Genomic DNA, 18237 nt, shown 5'->3' on the forward strand with positions numbered 1-18237 from the left:
AAAATTCAACCCAAATGTCAACAGCAGGAGAGCATCATGAGTACGAATGTAATCAAGGCCCGGGTGGAAGGAATGACGTGTGACAAGTGTGTCGCGCATGTCAGGCAGGCGCTGGAATCGGTGCCCGGCGTTGTGTCGGCTCAGGTCAGTCTGGAAGGCGCTTCGGCAGATATCGTGGCCGATGATAACGTGACTGCGCAGCAACTGGCCGATACAGTCAAAGATGCAGGATACGTGCTGAAAGCCTGATAGCCGGGAAGCCCTAAAACGGCAGCCACAGGCCCGGCGTAAATACGGGCCGCATATGACATCGCCACGGGCCGATGTGGCACCGTGGCGATTGTGTGCTGCTTCTGATCAGCGACTGTGCGGCAGGGGGCTGGTCAGCCCTTAACGCCAGCGACGGTCGTGACGGTCATGGTAACGGCGATATCCACGGTCACCGCGGTCGCGATAGTGGCGGCGGCCTCGGTCATAGCGATCATCGCTGTCTTTAAAGACCTGATTACCGACCAGACCGCCCAGTGCGGCGCCACCCAGTGTCGCCAGCGGGCTGCCGTCAGACAGGGCGTAGCCGGCGCCACCGCCCAGCGCTGCGCCACCTACCGTACCCAGGTCACGGTTCGGGTGGCGGGTAGAACATCCGGCCAGAACGGCCCCCATGAGGGCCACAAGACAGACTTTTTTTATCATTTGCGAGGTCATAGTAAACTCTCCTTATGCAGTAGTGATGTGGCTATCATAGTCGCTTTGTTAGTACCGATGGCAAGCAAATGTATCGAAAAATAGCTGCCGGCACCGTTTGGAAATGGATTGAAAGTTTAGGGTGCCAGAGGTTGTGGACCGGTTGCGACAAACTGCATGAAATTGCCGCCAGAATAGCCGTTTTTGGGCACTGGTTTGAACGTATTCCCCCATCCCCTATGTATTAGAAAGGAGACAAGATGATCCGGCTTTATGAACTGTGTGCCAGCGATCCCGATCTGGTTTTTTCCCCTTATTGCTGGCGTGTGCGGCTGGCTCTGGCGCATAAGCGAGTGCCTTTTGAGTCTGTGCCCATTACTTTCATGGATAAGGACAAAATTGCCTTTTCGGGTTCCAAACTGGTCCCCGTGCTGACCGATGACGACACCGTCGTATCAGAGAGCCTGGATATTCTGGCGTATCTCGATCGCACCTACCCGCAGTCGCCCCTCGGACTGGATACCGAAACCGGTCGGGCTCGGGTTCGATTCATCAACGAATTGATCCTGCGCCACATTACGCCGGTGACCTTCAAGCCATCATTGCTGGCGATCTTTGAAGCCCAGCCCGAGAAGGCAAAGGGCTATTTCCGGGAGAGTCGCGAACAGCGCTTCGGCACGACACTGGAGCAGTTTCATGCCACGGCCTCGGGCGCGGATGCACACAAGGCGCTGGCCGCCCTGGAAGCACAACTGAAGCATGTACCCTATCTTGACGGGGAGCAGCCAGGTGCAACAGACTTTGTCGTCGTCAGCCATCTGATTTTCAGCTGGGTATACGGATTTCAATTCTGGAAAGACGACTCCGCCGTGGGAACGTGGTTTACCAGGCTGATTGATGCCTATGTAGAAGTGGCCGGACCGATCACGCGCCAGATTCACTCGTCTGCAACGCAATACGCCCCTGCCTGACCCGGCGCAGGCCTGACCATACGAACCGGGCCGGATCGGAGTGTGCTGCCCGGGGTGACCGGGTCAGTTACTCTCTATCGGGCACTGCATGAAGACGGCGTGGCCGGTTTGTCCCCCCAGGGTGTAGAGCTCAAATCCCTGGCTCGCATACAGCGCCTTGCCGGGGATGTTGCCTTCGAGCACTTCAAGCGTGATTTTGCAGCAGCCCAGGTTGCGCGCCAGTTGCTTGACCCTGGCCAGCAACTGCCCGCCTACGCCCTTACCGCGATAGGCGGGGACAACGGCAAAGTCATGAATATTCAGCAGCGGCTTGCAGGCGAAGGTTGAAAACCCTTCGAAACACAGGGCGATGCCGATGGGTTCCTGGTTGTCGAAAGCCAGGATGGTGTAGATATTGCTGCGTTTTTTGAGCGATGCAATCAGGTTTTTTTGCGTGTAGGGCGACAGGGGTTCACCGCCGCCCATGGGGTCGGATGCATAGGTGTTAAGTACGGTCAGAACAGCACTGGCATGGTCAGGATTGTCAAGATCCGCCGTTACAACATCATACATGGTAGGCCCTCGTCTGCTTTATTGAATGTCTGCCGTTTTCAGGTCGATATAACCAACCGGGTGTCGCAGAATGCCCGAGACACCGGTTTTTTGCATGAAGCCCTGATTGTAGAAGAACAATGGGAAAATAGGCATGTCAGCAAACAACACTTGTTGTGATTTTTGCAACAATTCCCAACGTTTGGCCGCGTCGGTCTGGGTTCTGGCGCTTTTAATCAGTTCGTCATATTCTGTATTCGACCAGCCCGTGCGGTTCATGCTGGAATGGCTGACAAAGCTCTCCAGCGCGTTATAGGGATCGGCGTAGTCGTTGGTAAAGGAACTGCGTGAAAACTGCAACTTGCCGCTGCGCTGCTGCGTATAAAAGACCTTGCTTTCGATACCCTGCAACTGGACGTCGACCCCCAGGGCTTCCTTGAACATAGCCTGCAGCGCCTGTGCAATTTTGCGATCGTCCGGGTTGTTGATGTGACTGAGCGTGACGGGCGGCAGGGTCGTGTATTTTTCGGCATCCATGCCTTTTTTCAGCAGCGCCTTGGCCTGGGCGGCATCGGTTTTGACAAAACCATGACTTGTTTCATAGAAGTCTTTGCCGTCAGGGCCGGTAAAGCCCGGGCTGACGAAGGCATCGGCGGCGCGGCGTCCCTGTTTAACCACATAATCGACGATATCCTGCCTGTTAACGGCCAGTGCGAACGCCCGGCGGATGTCGGCATTCTGAAACGGCGGCATTTTGGTGTTGAAGCGGTAGAAATAAACACCGGCTTGCGGCACGGTCATGAACTCCTTGCTGTCCTTGACCTTGTCGTACAGAGCGGCGGGCAGGGGAGAAGGCGTTGCGTCCAGTTCACCGGTGCGGAACATCTGGTAACTGGTATTGAGATCATTGATCATGACCCAGTCTACGGCGTCCAGCTTGACGGCGTCTTTATCCCAGTAGTTGGGATTTTTTTCAAAACGCATATTACTGGCGTGATTCCATTCCTTCAGCAGAAACGGTCCGTTACTGACATACGTGGCCGCTTCGGTATGCCATTTGGGGTTGGCTTGCGCCACCTTGCGGTTGACCGGCGCAAAACCCGGGTTGGTCAGAATATTCAGAAACGACAGGCTGGGCGCATTCAGGGTCACCTGCAAAGTAAAGTCATCCAGCGCGCGAATGCCCAGCGCGTCGGCCTGGGCCTTGCCCGCATTGAAATCCTGCGCGCCGGCAATGTCGTACAGCAAAAAGGCTGCCGGCGAGGCCGTGGCAGGCGTCAGCAACTGCGTCCAGCCATAGACAAAGTCGCCTGCGGTCACGGGAGCGCCATCGGACCACTTGGCGTTTTTGCGCAGGTGAAAAGTATACGTCTTGCCGTCTTCAGAGACATCCCATTTTTCCGCTGCTGCTGCCACGGCATTGTGTTTTTCATCCAGGCGGACCAGCCCTTCCATCAGGTTATTGAGTGGTTCCCAGGAAATCAGGTTCAGGCCAAGCGCCGGGTTAAGGGACGAGGGTTCTTCCACATTATTCAGATGCAGGACTTTCTCGGCATGGGACAGGGTGGGGACGGTCATGCCCAGACTAAGGGCGAGCATGGTTGCAGACAGCATTTTGTTCATGGCAATTTCCAGACAGAGCGATTCCCGAAGGAATCCGATGAATGAAAACATACCTGAAAATAGCCTGTTCGTGGGCAGAAACGTGTCCTGAATGTCAACCTGGCATGGCCGCCGGGGCCTCTTACGCCGGACGCGGCGCCCGGGGATCCTGCAGCCAGCAGCGCACCCAGCCCTGATCTGACAGGCCGGTCACAGGTGGTTCGATTTGCGAGCATACGCGCAGCGCGTGAGCGCAGCGTGCCGCAAAGGCGCAGCCTGCAGGCGGGGCAAACAAGTCGGGTGGCTGCCCTGCAATGGCCTTGAGACTGGCGGCAGGCATATCCAGCCGCGGCACCGAGGCCAGCAGCGCCTGCGTATACGGATGAGCCGGGTCAGAAAACAGCGTATGCACATCGGCCGTTTCGACGCATTGTCCCGCGTACATGACCGTCACCCGGTCTGCAATGCCGGCGACCACGCCCAGGTCGTGCGTGATCAGCATGATGGCAACGCCGGTGTGCGCCTGGATGTCGGCAAACAGCGCCAGGATCTGCGCCTGGATGGTCACATCCAGCGCGGTCGTCGGCTCGTCGGCGATCAGCAGATCAGGGTCGCACATCAGTGCGATGGCGATGACAATGCGCTGGCGCATGCCGCCGGACAACTCGTGCGGAAATTGTCGCAGTCGTTGTTCGGGGCTGGAAATCCCTACCAGTTCAAGCATCTGGATAGCTTTGTCGCGGGCCTGGGACACCGTATAGTGCAGATGGCGTCGTACGCCCTCGGTCATCTGTTCACCAATGGTCAGCGTCGGGTTCAGCGCGGTCATGGGGTCCTGGAATATCAGCGCGATGCGCCGCCCCTGCAATTGGCGCCATTGCGCCGGCTTTAAGGTTGTCAGCTCACGCTCTTCAAAGAGAATGCTCCCGCCGGTGATCTGAGCCGTCGACCGGGGTAACAGGCCCATGATGGCCTGGCTGGTGACGGATTTGCCGCTACCCGACTCTCCCACGATGGCCAGGGTTTCACCGCGAGCAATATGCAGTGACACCTGGCGCAGGGCGTGAACATATCCGCCATAGGTACGAAAGCGCAGCGACAGATCGCGAATCGCCAGTAACGGGGGATTGTCGCTCTGGCCCGCAGGCGCAGGCATGTCAACAGGTTTCGGCTTCACGGTCATTTCCCTTTCCCCAGTCGCGGATCCAGGGCATCCTGCAGGCCGTCACCCACGACATTGAAGGCGAACATGGTCAGTGAAATGAACAGCGCCGGAAAAAACAGCTGCCACCAGTCGCCGGACAGAATGACGCCCAGTGCGTCGTTGGCCATGACCCCCCAGCTGGCGTAGGGCGCCTGTACGCCCAGTCCCAGGAAACTCAGGAAGGCTTCGGCAAAAATGGCGCTGGGTACCGTCAGAGTCATCTGGACCAGAATCGGGCCCATGGCGTTCGGCAGCAGGTGACGACGAATCACGTGCGCGGTACTCGCGCCGAAAGAACGGGCCGCCGTGACATACTCCTGGTTTTTCAATTGCAATACCTGGCCACGCACCAGCCGGGCCATGCTGATCCAGCCGGTAATGGTCAGGGCGATGATAATGGTCAGCAGACTGGGTCCCATGACCACCATCAGCAGAATGACAACCAGCAGGTAGGGCAGGCCGTAAAGCACTTCCAGCACACGCATCATCGCGATATCGGTTTTGCCACCCTTATAGCCGCTATAGCCGCCATAGGTCACGCCAATCACAAAATCGATCAGCGCCGCCATCAACCCGACGAACAGGGAAATACGTGCCCCATACCAGGTGCGCACAAAAATATCACGACCCAGATCATCCGTGCCGAACCAATGCAGTGACGAAGGGGGCATATTCTGGCTTTTCAGATCCTGCGCCGTGACCGACCAGACCGACAGCATGGGAGCGAAAATCGCCATCACGATCAGTACAATCAGAAACAGCAGGCCGGCGAGGGCCGCCGGGTTGTCACGCAGGCGCAACCAGGCACTATGCCAGTAAGACACCGAGGGTCGCATCGGTTGGTGCGAGGTCTGTGTGCTTGCGGGTGCGGGCTCGAACAACTCAATCGGCAGGGCTGCGATGTCTTCGGTTTTTGTGTCCTGGTTCATGATCGTCCCTTGCGGTGCAGTGCAATGCGCGGATCAAGCAGGCCGTAGGCAATATCCACCAGGAACAGCATGAAAACAAGAATGGCGCTATAGAAGACGGTGGTCCCCATAATGACGGGATAATCGCGGGTGCTGATGGAGTCCACGAAATAACGACCCATGCCGGGAATGGCGAAGATTTTCTCGATCACAAAGGTGCCGGTCAGAATGGAGGCGGCCAGCGTGCCGAGCAGCGTGATTACGGGCAGCAGCGCATTGCGCAGGCCATGCCGGATGACCACGCGCCAGGGCGACAGCCCCTTGGCCCTGGCCATGGTGATGTAGTCCTGGGTCAGCACGTCCAGCATGCTGGAGCGGGTAATGCGGGCCAGGATCGCCATGGGCGTCACGGCCAGTGCAATAACCGGCAGCACCTTGTGCCAGGGAGTGCGCCAGGTGGCGGCGGGGAACCATCCCAGCCCCACGGACAGCTCCTGGATCAGCAAGGTCGCCAGAACGAAATTGGGAATGGAGATACCCACGACGGCGATCGCCATGACGAGGCGGTCGATCAGCCGGTTATGCCGCAAGGCGGCAAGGGTGCCAAAGGCAATGCCCGACAGTGTAGCCAGCACCAGGGCCATCAGGCCCAGTTCAAATGACACCGGAAACCCGCGGGCCAGCAACGTATTCACGGTGGTGTCCGGATTGGAGATGGAAGGGCCGTAATCAAAGGTGACAATGGCCTTGAGATAATGCAGATACTGCACGGGCAGGGACTGGTCCAGCTTGTAGAAGGCACGCAGATTGTCCTGCACAGCGGCACTGGTCTGGCGCTCCTGATCGAACGGCGTGCCGGGGATCAGGTGCATAAGCACAAATGTCAGGGTGGCGATGATGAAAATCGTACCCAGCATCAGCAGGAAGCGGGTCAGAATATATTTTTTCATGAGCGCGCCTCTTGGGCGTCCAGCGCATGACAGGCGGCAAAGTGGCCGGGGGCGTGCTCGCGCCAGACGGGCGCTTCGGTATGACAGGCGGGCATGGCGCGGGGGCAGCGGGTTTTGAAGGCGCAGCCGATAGTGGGCGCCAGCGGACTGGGCAACTCGCCGCGAAGGATCTGGCAGGCGCGATGTCGTTGTTTTTGCGGATCCGGAACGGGAATCGCCGACAGCAGCGCCTGTGTGTAGGGATGCAGCGGGTTGTGATAGAGTTCGCGACTGGGCGCCAGCTCTGCCATATATCCCATATACATCACGCCTACCCGGTCCGAGACGTATTGAACCATGGAAAGATCGTGGGCGATGAACAGAAACGTGAGTTTGCGTTCCTGCTGCAGGCGTTGCAACAACTGGACGATCTGCGCCTGGATGGATACGTCCAGAGCGGAGATGGGTTCATCGGCCACGATAAAGGCCGGCTCCAGCGCGAGCGCCCGTGCAATACCAATGCGCTGACGTTGCCCACCGGAAAACTCATGCGGATAACGTCGTGCGAAGGCGGCACTTAAGCCCACTTCCTCAAGCAACATGGCGATGCGTTCGGCCTTTTCCTTTTTGTTCCGGTGCAGACCATGAATCTCCAGCGGCTCGGCGATCAGGTCGAACACGCTGGCGCGCGGGTTCAGACTGGCATACGGGTCCTGGAAAATCATTTGCATATCGCGCTGCACCTGGCGCCGTGCCTGACCTTTCAGGCTATGGATATCCTGCCCGCGAAAGGTGACCTGTCCTGCTGTCGGTTCGTAAAGTCCCAGCACGCTGCGCCCGGTCGTGGATTTACCGCAGCCGGACTCGCCTACCAGTCCCAGGGTTTCGCCTTCGTGAATGTCAAAGGACACGCCATTGACGGCATGGACATATTGCTGTCTGCCCAGGTCGAACACTTTTTTCAGGTTGCGCACCGAAACCAGAACGGGGGAATCGACCTGGGGCGCTGCGGGTGGGGCGGACAAAATAGTCATTCGAAGATAAAAGACTGCCGGCATGGGCCGGCGCGATATGGATGATAGTGTCGATATTATATGCAAAGCGCCAGCGGGGCTATTGCAGTTACCCCTGATGCTATGATGTCTGCGATTTTTACAGATTTTCCGGCATGGTGACTTTTCATGGCAATAGGCCCTTTTTTCTTTGCGCCCCTGGTGCTGGCGGTGATGGCAGGTGTGGTTGCGCTGCTGGTTGCCTGCGCCATCCTTACACGCCGGGTCAGTCCGCAATTTGATCGCTGGCCCTGGCTGGCCATGCTGTTGGTGCTTGCCTTTGCCCGCATGGGCTTTGTCTGGCGTCACCTGGACAGTTTTCTGCTGGAACCCTGGCGCATGTTCTATTTCTGGCAGGGGGGCTTTGACGTGGCCTGGGCCGCTGCCGGCGCGTTGGTCTCCCTGGTGCTGTTGCAGGGCTGGCGCCTGAGGGCGATCGGCGGCGGACTGCTTGCGGGCACGGGAGTGCTCATGGTTGCGCTGGCGTGGCTGGTGCCGGGGCCGGTGGCCCAGCCGCTGCCTGCAACAAGTCTGGCGGGGCTGAATGCAGGACAGCATAATTTGCAGGACCTGAAAGACCAGAAGGTTGTCATCAATCTGTGGGCCACCTGGTGCGGTCCGTGCCGCCGCGAAATGCCCATGCTGGCTCAGGCTGCAAAAAATAACCCCGATGTGCGGTTCGTGTTCGTGAACCAGGGCGAGTCGGAACAGACGATTCGCCGTTATTTGCAGCAGGAGGGGCTGGATATGGCCGATTGGATACAGCTGGACCCGCAGTCAACGTTGTCTGCACAATTTAAAACGCGTGGTCTGCCCACGACCCTGTTCTTCAATGACAACGCCTTGCGGGACACCCAGGTGGGTGAAATCAGCCGGGAAGTGCTGGGTGACAAGCTCGACGGGTTGTAGCCACGATGCCTGCAGGCACATCGGGGCCCCCCCCGGGCTTGCAGGCCGCAGCGCAGTACCAGTCCCCAAAGCCCTCTGCGACAGGTCAGCTTGCGGGGGTCGCCGGTGCCGGCCCAGGTGTTGCGATACGCATGGCCTTGCGCATCAGCGGTGGGGTGAGCGCCGCAAAAATCAGCATCAGCAGGCCATTCATGATACACAGGGCAGCCAGGCCCCAGTGAACATAAACCAGCTTGAACAGCTCAATGCCTACCGCCTGCATCAGCATCATAATCAGGCTCATGACCGCAGCAACCACCCCCTTGGGCTGATCGGATGCCATCAGGGTAAAGCGGTACAGGACGGCAAACGTAATGCCCTGGGCGAACGCCGATAGCGCCAGTCCGCCGACCAGTCCGGCATATTCAAACCTGGGAAACATGCCGCCCAGGATCAGCAGCACGCCGCCGGCGATCATGATGGGAATGGAAAAATAAACCGACTGCCCTACCGGAAAACGCGGCGCATACCGGGCCAGCATCAGATTGCCGATGATCAGGCTGATAAAAATGGGCAGCTGGGACAGGCCATAGCCCATATTGGTCATGCCCATATCCTTGATCAGGAAAACGGGCGACAAGCCGATCCAGACCAGCATGGGGAGCACGATCAGCGGAAAATAAAGCGTCAGTTGCATGAACAGGCCGTTTTTCAGCACGCCTTTGTACTGCCGCCAGATTTGGGCCGGGGGCTGCTTGGGCAGCGCCAGGTTGACTGTTTCGGGCATATGCAGAAACAGACCGATCAGCCCGATACCGGCCAGCGAGGCGATAATCACAAAACCCCAGTGCCATGACACGACACTGATGAGCGCTGCGCCGGCCAAAGGTCCCAGCAGGGGGGCGACCATGGAGATATTGGCCATGAGCGCCATCACACGAATGGCGGTCAGCTCTTCGAACGCTTCCTGGATGCTCACATAACCCACAGCGGCGATGAAACACAGGCCCATGCCCTGTAAAAACCGCAGGAACATGAACCACTCGATCGTGGGGGCCAGCAAAATCAGAAAGTTGGCGGCAATAAAATACAGCACGCCCCACAACATGACGGGACGCCGTCCGTAGCGATCAGACAGGGGGCCGATCAACCAGGTGAGACAGGCGCCGCCCAATATATAGAGGGACATGGACGAGGCGACCCAGGCGTCATCTACCCCGTATTCGGCGGTAATGGTGAGCATGGCAGGCTGAACCATGTCGTTGCCGATATAGGCGGACAGTTCAAACAGAACCATGGCCAGCGGGAACAGCAGCATGGAAAGGGTAATAATCCGCTTATCGGACGGTTTGCGCGAGGATGAGGACATGGAGAGGACAACCTGGAAGATGACGCGAATTATACCAATCAGACTGTGTCGCGGAGATTTAACCACTAAAATAAAAGGTTCTTTGATCAGTGACAAGCCTTGTCCCTAGTACAATGGCGATAATTGTCCATTCTGTTATTTATTCCCCTGAAGGTACGTTTCTCGATGGCCGCATTTTTGGAAGGCAAAGTCCTTAGTATTCACCACTGGACAGATAGACTGTTCAGCTTTACCACCACCCGTGATCAGGCATTGCGTTTCTCCAACGGGCATTTCACCATGATCGGCCTGCCGGTCAACGGCAAGCCTTTGCTGCGCGCATACAGTATTGCCAGTGCAAACTACGAAGATCATCTGGAGTTTCTGAGCATCAAGGTGCCTGACGGCCCGCTCACGTCGCGCCTGCAGCATATCAAGGTGGGCGATTCGATTATCATTGGTCGCAAGCCAACCGGCACACTGCTGGTTGATTACCTGCTTCCCGGCAAGCGCCTGTACATGCTGGCCACCGGTACGGGGCTGGCGCCGTTCATGAGCCTGATCCGCGATCCCGAAACCTATGAGCGGTTTGATGAGGTCATTCTGGTGCACGGGGTACGTTTCGTAAACGAGTTGTGCTATCACGACTATATTACGAACGAATTGCCCAAACACGAGTTCCTGGGCGAGATGGTGTCGCAAAAGCTCAAGTATTACCCTACCGTGACGCGCGAAGCGTTTCGCAACGAAGGCCGCATCACCGCCCTGATCGATTCAGGCAAGCTGTTTCACGATCTGGGCGTGCCCGAACTGAACCCGGAAACCGATCGCGCCATGATTTGCGGCAGTCCTGAAATGCTGCGGGACCTGAAAACGGCACTGGAGCGGCGTGGTTTCGGAGAAGGCAATACCTCACGGCCTGGTGCATTCGTCATCGAACGGGCGTTTGCCGAGCAGTAACAGGGGCGCCTGGTTCTCTGCATTGCTATTCTGCTCGTGTCCGGGAAGTCAGTCATGGGCGGGAACAAGTCTATGCCCGCCCCAAGGCCGTTCGGCGTCGCCTTGCGGACATCGCGAAGACTCAGACTGGCCGATACAGAGTGAGCGATTTGCGCGCCCGGGTGCAGGCTACATAATAGCGATTGCGCTCGACATCCGGCGCATCGGTCTGGCTGCGAAATGTTTTGTCTGCCGTGTCGTAGACCAGCACGTGATCATATTCATGCCCTTTGGCTTCGGTGACCGTCAGCAGCGGGACACCGCCCCGCGTGCTGCAGCGTGCAGCCATGGCGGCCATCACGGCGGGCCAGTCCCGCATGGTCCAGCGATGTTGGTCCAGATAGGCCAGCAATCCCCGCCAGCCATAGAGTAGCGAATCGTCCAGCAGTCGCTGTGGCGCGTTCCCGTTTCTGAACAGATCAGCCTGCTGCGCAAATTGCCGCAGGGCATCGCTGGCGGCCATGTCCGGCGCGCCGGACCCGGTCAGCCACGTCTGCAGGGCCCGGTTCAGACTGGGGCCGAATACCGGTTCTCGCGCGGCAACCCAGTTTTCCACAAACATGCGCAGGCTGGCCGGCGTCAGCCGGCTCTGACCCAGTTCGCGGGCGGTATCAGGCGTCAGGCAGCCGGGTAGTGAGCAGAACTGCTGCACGGCCAGCGAAAGCGTACGCAGCGGCGCAGTGGTCTGAGGGTGGCGCAAGGCGTACAGAAAGGTAGCAACACCCATGGCAGGGGTGGTCGTCAGCGACCATGCCAGTTTGAGCGTGGGCGGCGCATCGCACAAGAGCGAGAACGCGGCGCGGATGCGGTCCGGACCGTGGCGACACACGATGGTTTGCCGGGCAAGCGGGGCGAGTGCCGCGGCGTCCTGCCAGTCTCCCTTGCAATGCATCACTGGCGTGTCCAGCGGACTGCCTGAGCGAATGGCCCGCTGGGTCAATTCCGCGGCCAGCGTCGCCAGTTCGGGCCCGAAACGATAGCTGGTCAGGCTGCCGATGCGTTTGGCCGAAAACGTCTGGACGAAAGCGTCAAAGACCAGCTCGGTATTGGCGCCGCGCCAGGCAAAAATGGTCTGGTAGCGGTCACCGACTGCCATCAGCCGCCGGGCACCTGCCGCGACACGCGACAGCAATTGCAGTTGCAATGGCGTGGTATCGTGAAATTCATCAATCAGTACATAACGGTAGGCCGCAGCATTGGGCGGAAGCGTCGCGCCATTGTCCAGCGCTTCGATCAGATCATATGTGGCTTCGGATACCAGCCGAAAACCGTACATGCCTTTGTCGCGTTCGGGTTTATAGGCCGGGTCCAGCAAAGTCTCGTCCGGTTCTTCTGCTTCGGGCTTCCAGTGCGCGCGCAAGGCGTCGTAACGGTGGAAAACGGCCCGGACCAATGCGGGCGGATGATGCAGGCCGTCGCCGAAGGCCGCCTGTTCGTCTTCGTCAAATTCGGCCTGCCAGGCCAGTGATGCCCGGTAATAATCCAGATCGGCCATCAGTTTTTCCATGGACTCAAGCGACAGGGCCGGCGCCTGCAATTGCAGGGCCTCATCTTCTTCAGACGGATCCTGCAGGCTTTGGCAAACTTCGCTGACCAGCTCGGGCAGCAAACCGGTCACAACTGCCTGGCGATCCAGTACATAGCGTTCGTCACCGAGCCGGCGCAACAAAAAATGGGCCAGCCCGTCAATGGTGAAAATATGCAGATTTGCATTGGCCACCGGATCCACGTCGCGTGCACGCATGTATTGCTGCAGCACGTCGCGCCCGGCACGGCTGAAAGTGACGAGCAATGTGCGGCCCTGTGTCACGCATTGCTGCGCTTCCTGCGCGATCAGGGTGGTTTTGCCGCTGCCGGCGACCCCTTCGATCAGCAGGGCGCGATCTGCGTATTGTTCGAAAAGCAGGGGCGAACGTGTCATATTGAAAATAAATAAAAAATCAAAGCGTTTATTGTGTACCGAAAGTAAATTCTCAAATGACTGCAAGCTGTCTTGAGGAGGCCATCGGGAGTCGTCATAATAGCAATAATCAGGGGCAGGAGCGGCCAAATTTCGGTCCGCTGCGCCGCAGAGCAACAATTTATTCTTCAGGAGCCAATATGACCGACCGTACCCAGGTTCACAGCCTTCAGATCGCCACCGTGCTGAAAAACTTCATTGACCAGGAAGCCCTTCCGGGCACCGGCGTGGACGCCGAGGCCTTCTGGGCGGGCCTGGATGCGCTCATCAATGACCTGGCACCGGAAAACAAGGCGCTGCTGGCGGAACGCGACCGTCTTCAGGCCAAGCTGGATGAATGGTACCGCCAGCATCCCGGCAAAATCGCCGACATGCAGGCCTATAAAGACTATCTGAAGGAAATCGGCTATCTGAAAGAGGCGCCGGCCACCGTGCAAGTCAATACCAGCAAGGTCGACTATGAGATTACCAATCAGGCCGGACCGCAGCTGGTGGTGCCCATTACCAATGCCCGCTATGCGCTGAATGCGGCCAATGCCCGTTGGGGCAGCCTGTATGATGCCCTGTATGGCACCGATGCGCTCAGCGAAGACGATGGCGCAACCCGCGATGGCGGCTACAACCCCAAGCGCGGTGAAAAAGTCATTGCGTTTGCCCGCGACTTTCTGGACCAGACCATTCCGCTGAAAACCGGCTCGCACAAGGATGCCACGGCATATGTCGCGGAAAACGGTGCGCTGGCGGTCACGCTGGCCGATGGCAGCAAAACCGCACTGGCTGATCCCGAACTCTACCTGGGCCATCGCGGCGATGCGGCTGCGCCTGAAGCGCTGGTATTCCGTCAGAACGGGCTGCACTTCGAAATCCAGATCGACAAAACGAATCCGATCGGCAAGCAGGACAAGGCCGGCGTCAAGGATGTACTGCTTGAGGCTGCCCTGAGCACCATCATGGATTGCGAAGACTCTATCGCGGCGGTGGATGCCGAAGACAAGGTACTGGTTTATCGCAACTGGCTGGGGCTGATGAACGGCACGCTGGCAGAAGAAGTGAGCAAGAACGGCAAGACCTTTACCCGCAAGCTCAATCCTGACCGCGAGTACATCGGCAAGGATGGTAAACCGGCCAGCTTGCCCGGTCGCTCGCTCATGTTCATCCGTAACGTGGGTCACCTGATGACCAACCCCGCCATTCTGGACAAGGACGGCAACGAAACGCCGGAAGGCATCCTGGACGCAGTCTTTACCAGCCTGGTCGCCATGCACGATCTGCAACGCGAAGGCGGCAATTCGCGCGAAGGCTCGATTTATATCGTCAAACCCAAAATGCACGGCCCCGATGAAGTGGCGTTTGCCGACAAACTGTTTGGTCGCACCGAGCAATTGCTGGGCCTGGCGCCCAACACCATCAAAATGGGCGTGATGGATGAAGAGCGTCGTACCAGCGCCAACCTGAAGGCCAGTATCGCTGCGGCAGCCGATCGGGTGGTGTTCATTAACACCGGTTTTCTGGATCGTACCGGCGACGAAATGCATACCTCCATGGAAGCGGGCGCCATGATCCGCAAGGGCGAGATGAAAAAATCTTCCTGGATCGATGCCTACGAAAAACGCAACGTGCTGTTTGGCCTGGCTTGCGGGCTGCAGGGGAAATCGCAGATCGGCAAGGGCATGTGGGCCATGCCCGATCTGATGGCGGATATGTTGGCGCAAAAAGGCGCGCAGTTGAAAGCCGGTGCCAATACCGCCTGGGTGCCTTCACCTACGGCAGCAACCCTGCACGCGCTCCACTACCATCAAACCGATGTAGTCGCGGTGCAGAACAGCATGAAAAACGATACCGAAGAGCGTCTGGATGAATTGCTGACCATTCCGGTGGCAGACAACACGGACTGGTCAGATGCGGACAAGCAGCAGGAACTGGATAACAATGCCCAGGGCATTCTGGGTTACGTGGTGCGCTGGGTCGACCAGGGCATCGGCTGCTCCAAAGTGCCCGACATTCATAATGTGGGCCTGATGGAAGACCGCGCAACGCTGCGGATCTCCAGCCAGCATATGGCCAACTGGCTGCGTCATGGCGTGGTAACCGAAGAGCAGGTCATGGAAACCATGAAGCGCATGGCCGGCGTGGTCGACAAGCAGAATGAGGGCGATGCCCTGTATCGTCCGATGGTCGGCAACTTTGATACCTCGCCTGCCTTCCAGGCGGCATGCGATCTGGTGTTCAAAGGCGTGTCGCAGCCCAATGGCTATACGGAACCGTTGCTGCACCAATGGCGCCAGCAGGCCAAGAAACAGTACGGCATCAAGTAAAGCCTGATTCAAGGTCGCGTGCCCGATTCCTGCGGCTCGCGTGCCTGAGCCTCAAACCGGCCCCCAGGGGCCGGTTTTTCTTTGCCTGCCGTTTAATGGTCGCAGACATGATGGTGACCGGTTATAGCAACCGTGACTAAAAGCGGTTTCTATTTCAATCGCGATGCGCCGATGCCACGTTCTGGGAATGACCAGGAAGTAAACAGTTTGTGAAAGAAGCCGACAAAACGCATCTTCGATTACTCAAACCGTAAGCCTCATGCGCGTTTGCGGCGGGCGCCGATACCTTCCGACATGTCCTGTTGCATTTGCCTTGATGACGAGACACACGGTTGACATTTTAGCTGCCTACACTCTGCCGGATAACTAGGCGCTGCGTTAACCGGGCGTCCTTACTCTTATAAACAGCTGGTTGATCTCTATCGGAAATTCGCAGCATGCTGAAAGCGGGTGCGCGCACTTGCGATCACATTTGTGAACGTCAGGCAAATGGGAAAAATAATTACAGTCATCACGGTAAAAGGACAGGATCATTTTTTATTCCGTGAACTAAAGGGGCATGAAGCGGTATCGACACTATTCGATTACCAGGTTGATCTGGTATCGGACAGTTATGCCGAGGATCTTGCGGGCCTGCTCGCTACATCGCTGACGGTGACCCTCAACGAAGATGGGCGACCGCGTCATTTCAATGGCAAGATTATTGATGCCCAATTTATCGGACGGGAGAGTCAGACCTCCGAATATTACGTTTACCGTTTCACGATCAGGCCCTGGCTGTGGTATCTGACCCAGACGGCCGACAGCCGAATTTTCCAGAACCAGAGCGCGCTGGCGGTGATTCGCCAGGTCCTAGCCAAGTATCCGTTTGAGGTGGAGTACCGGTTGCTCGAACGCTATCGGAACTGGCAGTACTGTGTGCAATTTGATGAAACCGATTTCAATTTTGTCAGCCGCCTGATGGAACATGAGGGGATGTATTACTGGTTTCGTCATGAGCAGGACCGACATATATTGGTGCTGGCGGATGCTGACACTGCCCACGAGGCGATCGCGGGGGCGTCGCAGATTCCCTACTATCCGCCGGATCGGCTGAGCCGGCCGCAAGTGTCTCACATAGATGCCTGGATGCCGCGCCTGGAGGTGCATCCCACTGCCTATTGCACCGTTGATTTTGATTTCTCCAAACCGCAAGCCCGTATGGATGTCAAACGCAAGGGCATGAAAAGGGATGAGCAGGAACTGGAAATCTACGACCCGATCGGCGGGTATGTGGAACCGGAAGACGGCGAACGTTATGCGAAGATCAGGCTCGAAGGCCTGACCGCAGAGCGCAGTACGATTGCCGGACAGGCCAATCTTCCGTTCATGGCAGCGGGTTCTATTTTTACGCTGAAAAGCCACCCCGATTTATCACAGAACCGTGACTGGCTAATCCTGCGGACACATTATCATTTGAAAGAAGCGCCTGGCGTCTCTGCTGGTGGCGTGGCACCGTGGGAACACCAGATTCGCCTGCGCTTTACGGCGCTGCCTGCAGATGTGCAATATCGGGCGCCGCGTGTTACACCCGTGCCTCGCGCTACCGGTCCGCATACGGCATTGGTGGTCGGGCCGCCGGGTGAAAAAATCTGGACCGATCAGTATGGCCGCATCAAAGTGCATTTTCACTGGGATCGGCACGGACAGCGTGACGATGCCAGTTCATGCTGGATCCGTGTGTCCAGTCCCTGGGCGGGCGGCGGCTTTGGCGGTGTGCAAATCCCGCGAGTGAATGATGAGGTGATCGTCAATTTCGTGGGTGGTTTTCTGGATCGGCCGATGGTGGTCGGCCGAGTCTACAACGCCAGCAATATGCCGGCCATGAACCTGCCGGATGATGCCACGCAAAGCGGTATCAAGACGCGCAGCAAAGAGGGTGGGCCGGACAATGCCAATTCCATGCTGTTCGAGGATCGGCCCGGCGCCGAGCAGTTGTCGTTTGGTGCCGAGCGCGACATGGATACGCATGTCAAGAATAATGAAAACCTGAGCGTGCTGGGCTCTCAGGCGGGCACGCACGGTGGCACCACCACCATGAGTGTTGGCGGGATTGATGACAATATTTTTTGCGGGCCGTCTACGGAAAGCAATGCGGCCAATCACGAACGGCATATCAACGGTATGTCAAATGACATTGTCAACGGGCCGCGAACCCATCAGACAGGCGCAGCAGCTGTCACGCTGATGGGGCGCGGCTTTGTACAGAACGTCAATGCCGGCCTGGCAAATTTTACCTACAGCGCGGGTCGCAGCCGCAAGGTCCAGACCGATTTATCCCATACGGCAGCCAGTGCGGTCAGGCGTGTTGTCAATGGCACCGAGAGCAGCACAGTGTCGTCGGGCGGCTTTTTCAAGCAGGTGACCGGCGGCGCGCTGGCCATGAAGGCAGGCGCGGTGCAGATGAAGTCCAAAAGCGGTCTGTCCCAGTTCAATGCGAAGACGCAAATCAAACTGAAATCGGCGGGGCCGCAAAGCCTGAGTAATCCGGCGACATTGGGTCATACGTCACTGGAGCATAAGGAAACGCATGGGTTTTCCTTCAAGCTCAAGGGGATGAAAAACACCACCGAGGACACGTATCAGTCCAGCGGCATCATCTCGGCCAATGTGTTCGGTTTGTCGTCGACCATGGCGGCCACCTCGCTGCGCATGAGCGCTGTCGGCCTGCTGGCCACGCCGGTGCAGGCCGATGTGAATGCGGCAAAGGTCGAAATTTCGGGCTTCAAAATGAAGAAATATGGATCGGGTGAAGAAAGCTTTCTGATGGCCGTGCTGATTGCCGGCCTGATTACCCGCAACTGACG

15 protein-coding genes are annotated in these 18237 nt (G+C 57.8%); 6 read left to right on the forward strand and 9 right to left on the reverse strand.

Annotated features, from left to right (window positions below):
- Positions 1 to 36: 36 nt before the first annotated feature.
- Positions 37 to 249 (forward strand): cation transporter, encoded by a 213-nt coding sequence (locus tag W822_RS31435; protein ID WP_024004564.1) that lies wholly within the window; start codon positions 37 to 39, stop codon positions 247 to 249.
- 141 nt (positions 250 to 390) lie between these two features.
- Here the strand turns inward: W822_RS31435 and W822_RS0123410 are convergent, their stop codons facing one another.
- Positions 391 to 705 carry a glycine zipper 2TM domain-containing protein gene (locus W822_RS0123410; protein ID WP_024004565.1) on the reverse strand — a complete coding sequence of 105 codons (315 nt, stop codon included), beginning with the start codon at positions 703 to 705 and terminating at the stop codon, positions 391 to 393.
- A 239-nt stretch (positions 706 to 944) separates the two neighbouring features.
- Here W822_RS0123410 and W822_RS31440 point away from each other — a divergent pair, with 239 nt between their 5' ends.
- Entirely contained in the window at positions 945 to 1655 is a 711-nt protein-coding gene (locus W822_RS31440; RefSeq protein ID WP_024004566.1) for a glutathione S-transferase family protein, read from the forward strand.
- A gap of 63 nt (positions 1656 to 1718) precedes the next feature.
- Here the strand turns inward: W822_RS31440 and W822_RS31445 are convergent, their stop codons facing one another.
- From W822_RS31445 to W822_RS31470, 6 genes are all read right to left on the reverse strand, one after another.
- Positions 1719 to 2207 carry a GNAT family N-acetyltransferase gene (locus tag W822_RS31445; protein ID WP_024004567.1) on the reverse strand — a complete coding sequence of 163 codons (489 nt, stop codon included), beginning with the start codon at positions 2205 to 2207 and terminating at the stop codon, positions 1719 to 1721.
- Between the two features lie 18 nt (positions 2208 to 2225).
- The gene (locus tag W822_RS31450; protein WP_155848093.1) at positions 2226 to 3809 is read right to left on the reverse strand and encodes a peptide ABC transporter substrate-binding protein; all 1584 of its coding nucleotides are present in this window, start codon (positions 3807 to 3809) and stop codon (positions 2226 to 2228) included.
- A 121-nt stretch (positions 3810 to 3930) separates the two neighbouring features.
- On the reverse strand, positions 3931 to 4965 hold the full coding sequence (locus W822_RS31455) for an ABC transporter ATP-binding protein (protein WP_301280270.1): 1035 nt from the start codon (positions 4963 to 4965) through the stop codon (positions 3931 to 3933).
- A 2-nt stretch (positions 4966 to 4967) separates the two neighbouring features.
- Positions 4968 to 5921, reverse strand: coding sequence for an ABC transporter permease (locus tag W822_RS31460; protein ID WP_024004570.1), 954 nt, complete (start codon positions 5919 to 5921; stop codon positions 4968 to 4970).
- Complete coding sequence (locus W822_RS31465) at positions 5918 to 6850, reverse strand: ABC transporter permease (RefSeq protein WP_024004571.1); 933 nt, start codon at positions 6848 to 6850, stop codon at positions 5918 to 5920. Before W822_RS31465 ends, W822_RS31460 begins: the two co-directional genes overlap by 4 nt.
- Positions 6847 to 7863, reverse strand: a complete 1017-nt coding sequence (locus tag W822_RS31470) for an ABC transporter ATP-binding protein (protein WP_051401641.1) — start codon at positions 7861 to 7863, stop codon at positions 6847 to 6849. The genes W822_RS31465 and W822_RS31470 overlap by 4 nt, the downstream gene beginning before the upstream one ends.
- A gap of 147 nt (positions 7864 to 8010) precedes the next feature.
- Between W822_RS31470 and W822_RS31475 the strand changes: the two genes are divergently transcribed.
- Entirely contained in the window at positions 8011 to 8790 is a 780-nt protein-coding gene (locus tag W822_RS31475; RefSeq protein WP_024004573.1) for a TlpA disulfide reductase family protein, read from the forward strand.
- An 85-nt stretch (positions 8791 to 8875) separates the two neighbouring features.
- On the opposite strand, the gene W822_RS31480 is transcribed toward W822_RS31475, so the two are convergent.
- A complete protein-coding gene (locus tag W822_RS31480) occupies positions 8876 to 10138 on the reverse strand; it encodes an MdfA family multidrug efflux MFS transporter (RefSeq protein ID WP_051401642.1) in 1263 nt (420 codons plus the stop codon).
- Positions 10139 to 10303: 165 nt separating this feature from the next.
- Here W822_RS31480 and W822_RS31485 point away from each other — a divergent pair, with 165 nt between their 5' ends.
- Entirely contained in the window at positions 10304 to 11077 is a 774-nt protein-coding gene (locus W822_RS31485) for a ferredoxin--NADP reductase (RefSeq protein WP_024004575.1), read from the forward strand.
- 121 nt (positions 11078 to 11198) lie between these two features.
- On the opposite strand, the gene W822_RS31490 is transcribed toward W822_RS31485, so the two are convergent.
- Positions 11199 to 13037, reverse strand: a complete 1839-nt coding sequence (locus W822_RS31490) for a UvrD-helicase domain-containing protein (protein ID WP_155848094.1) — start codon at positions 13035 to 13037, stop codon at positions 11199 to 11201.
- A 179-nt stretch (positions 13038 to 13216) separates the two neighbouring features.
- On the opposite strand from W822_RS31490, the gene W822_RS31495 reads away from it, so the two are divergent.
- Together W822_RS31495 and W822_RS31500 are read left to right on the forward strand one after the other, a co-directional pair.
- On the forward strand, positions 13217 to 15391 hold the full coding sequence (locus W822_RS31495) for a malate synthase G (protein ID WP_024004577.1): 2175 nt from the start codon (positions 13217 to 13219) through the stop codon (positions 15389 to 15391).
- Positions 15392 to 15880: 489 nt separating this feature from the next.
- The gene (locus W822_RS31500; RefSeq protein WP_024004578.1) at positions 15881 to 18235 is read left to right on the forward strand and encodes a type VI secretion system Vgr family protein; all 2355 of its coding nucleotides are present in this window, start codon (positions 15881 to 15883) and stop codon (positions 18233 to 18235) included.
- The last annotated feature ends 2 nt before the right edge of the window (positions 18236 to 18237 follow it).

The sequence above is a fragment of the Advenella kashmirensis W13003 genome, from assembly GCF_000506985.1.
Classification (GTDB): Bacteria; Pseudomonadota; Gammaproteobacteria; order Burkholderiales; family Burkholderiaceae_B; genus Advenella; species Advenella kashmirensis_A.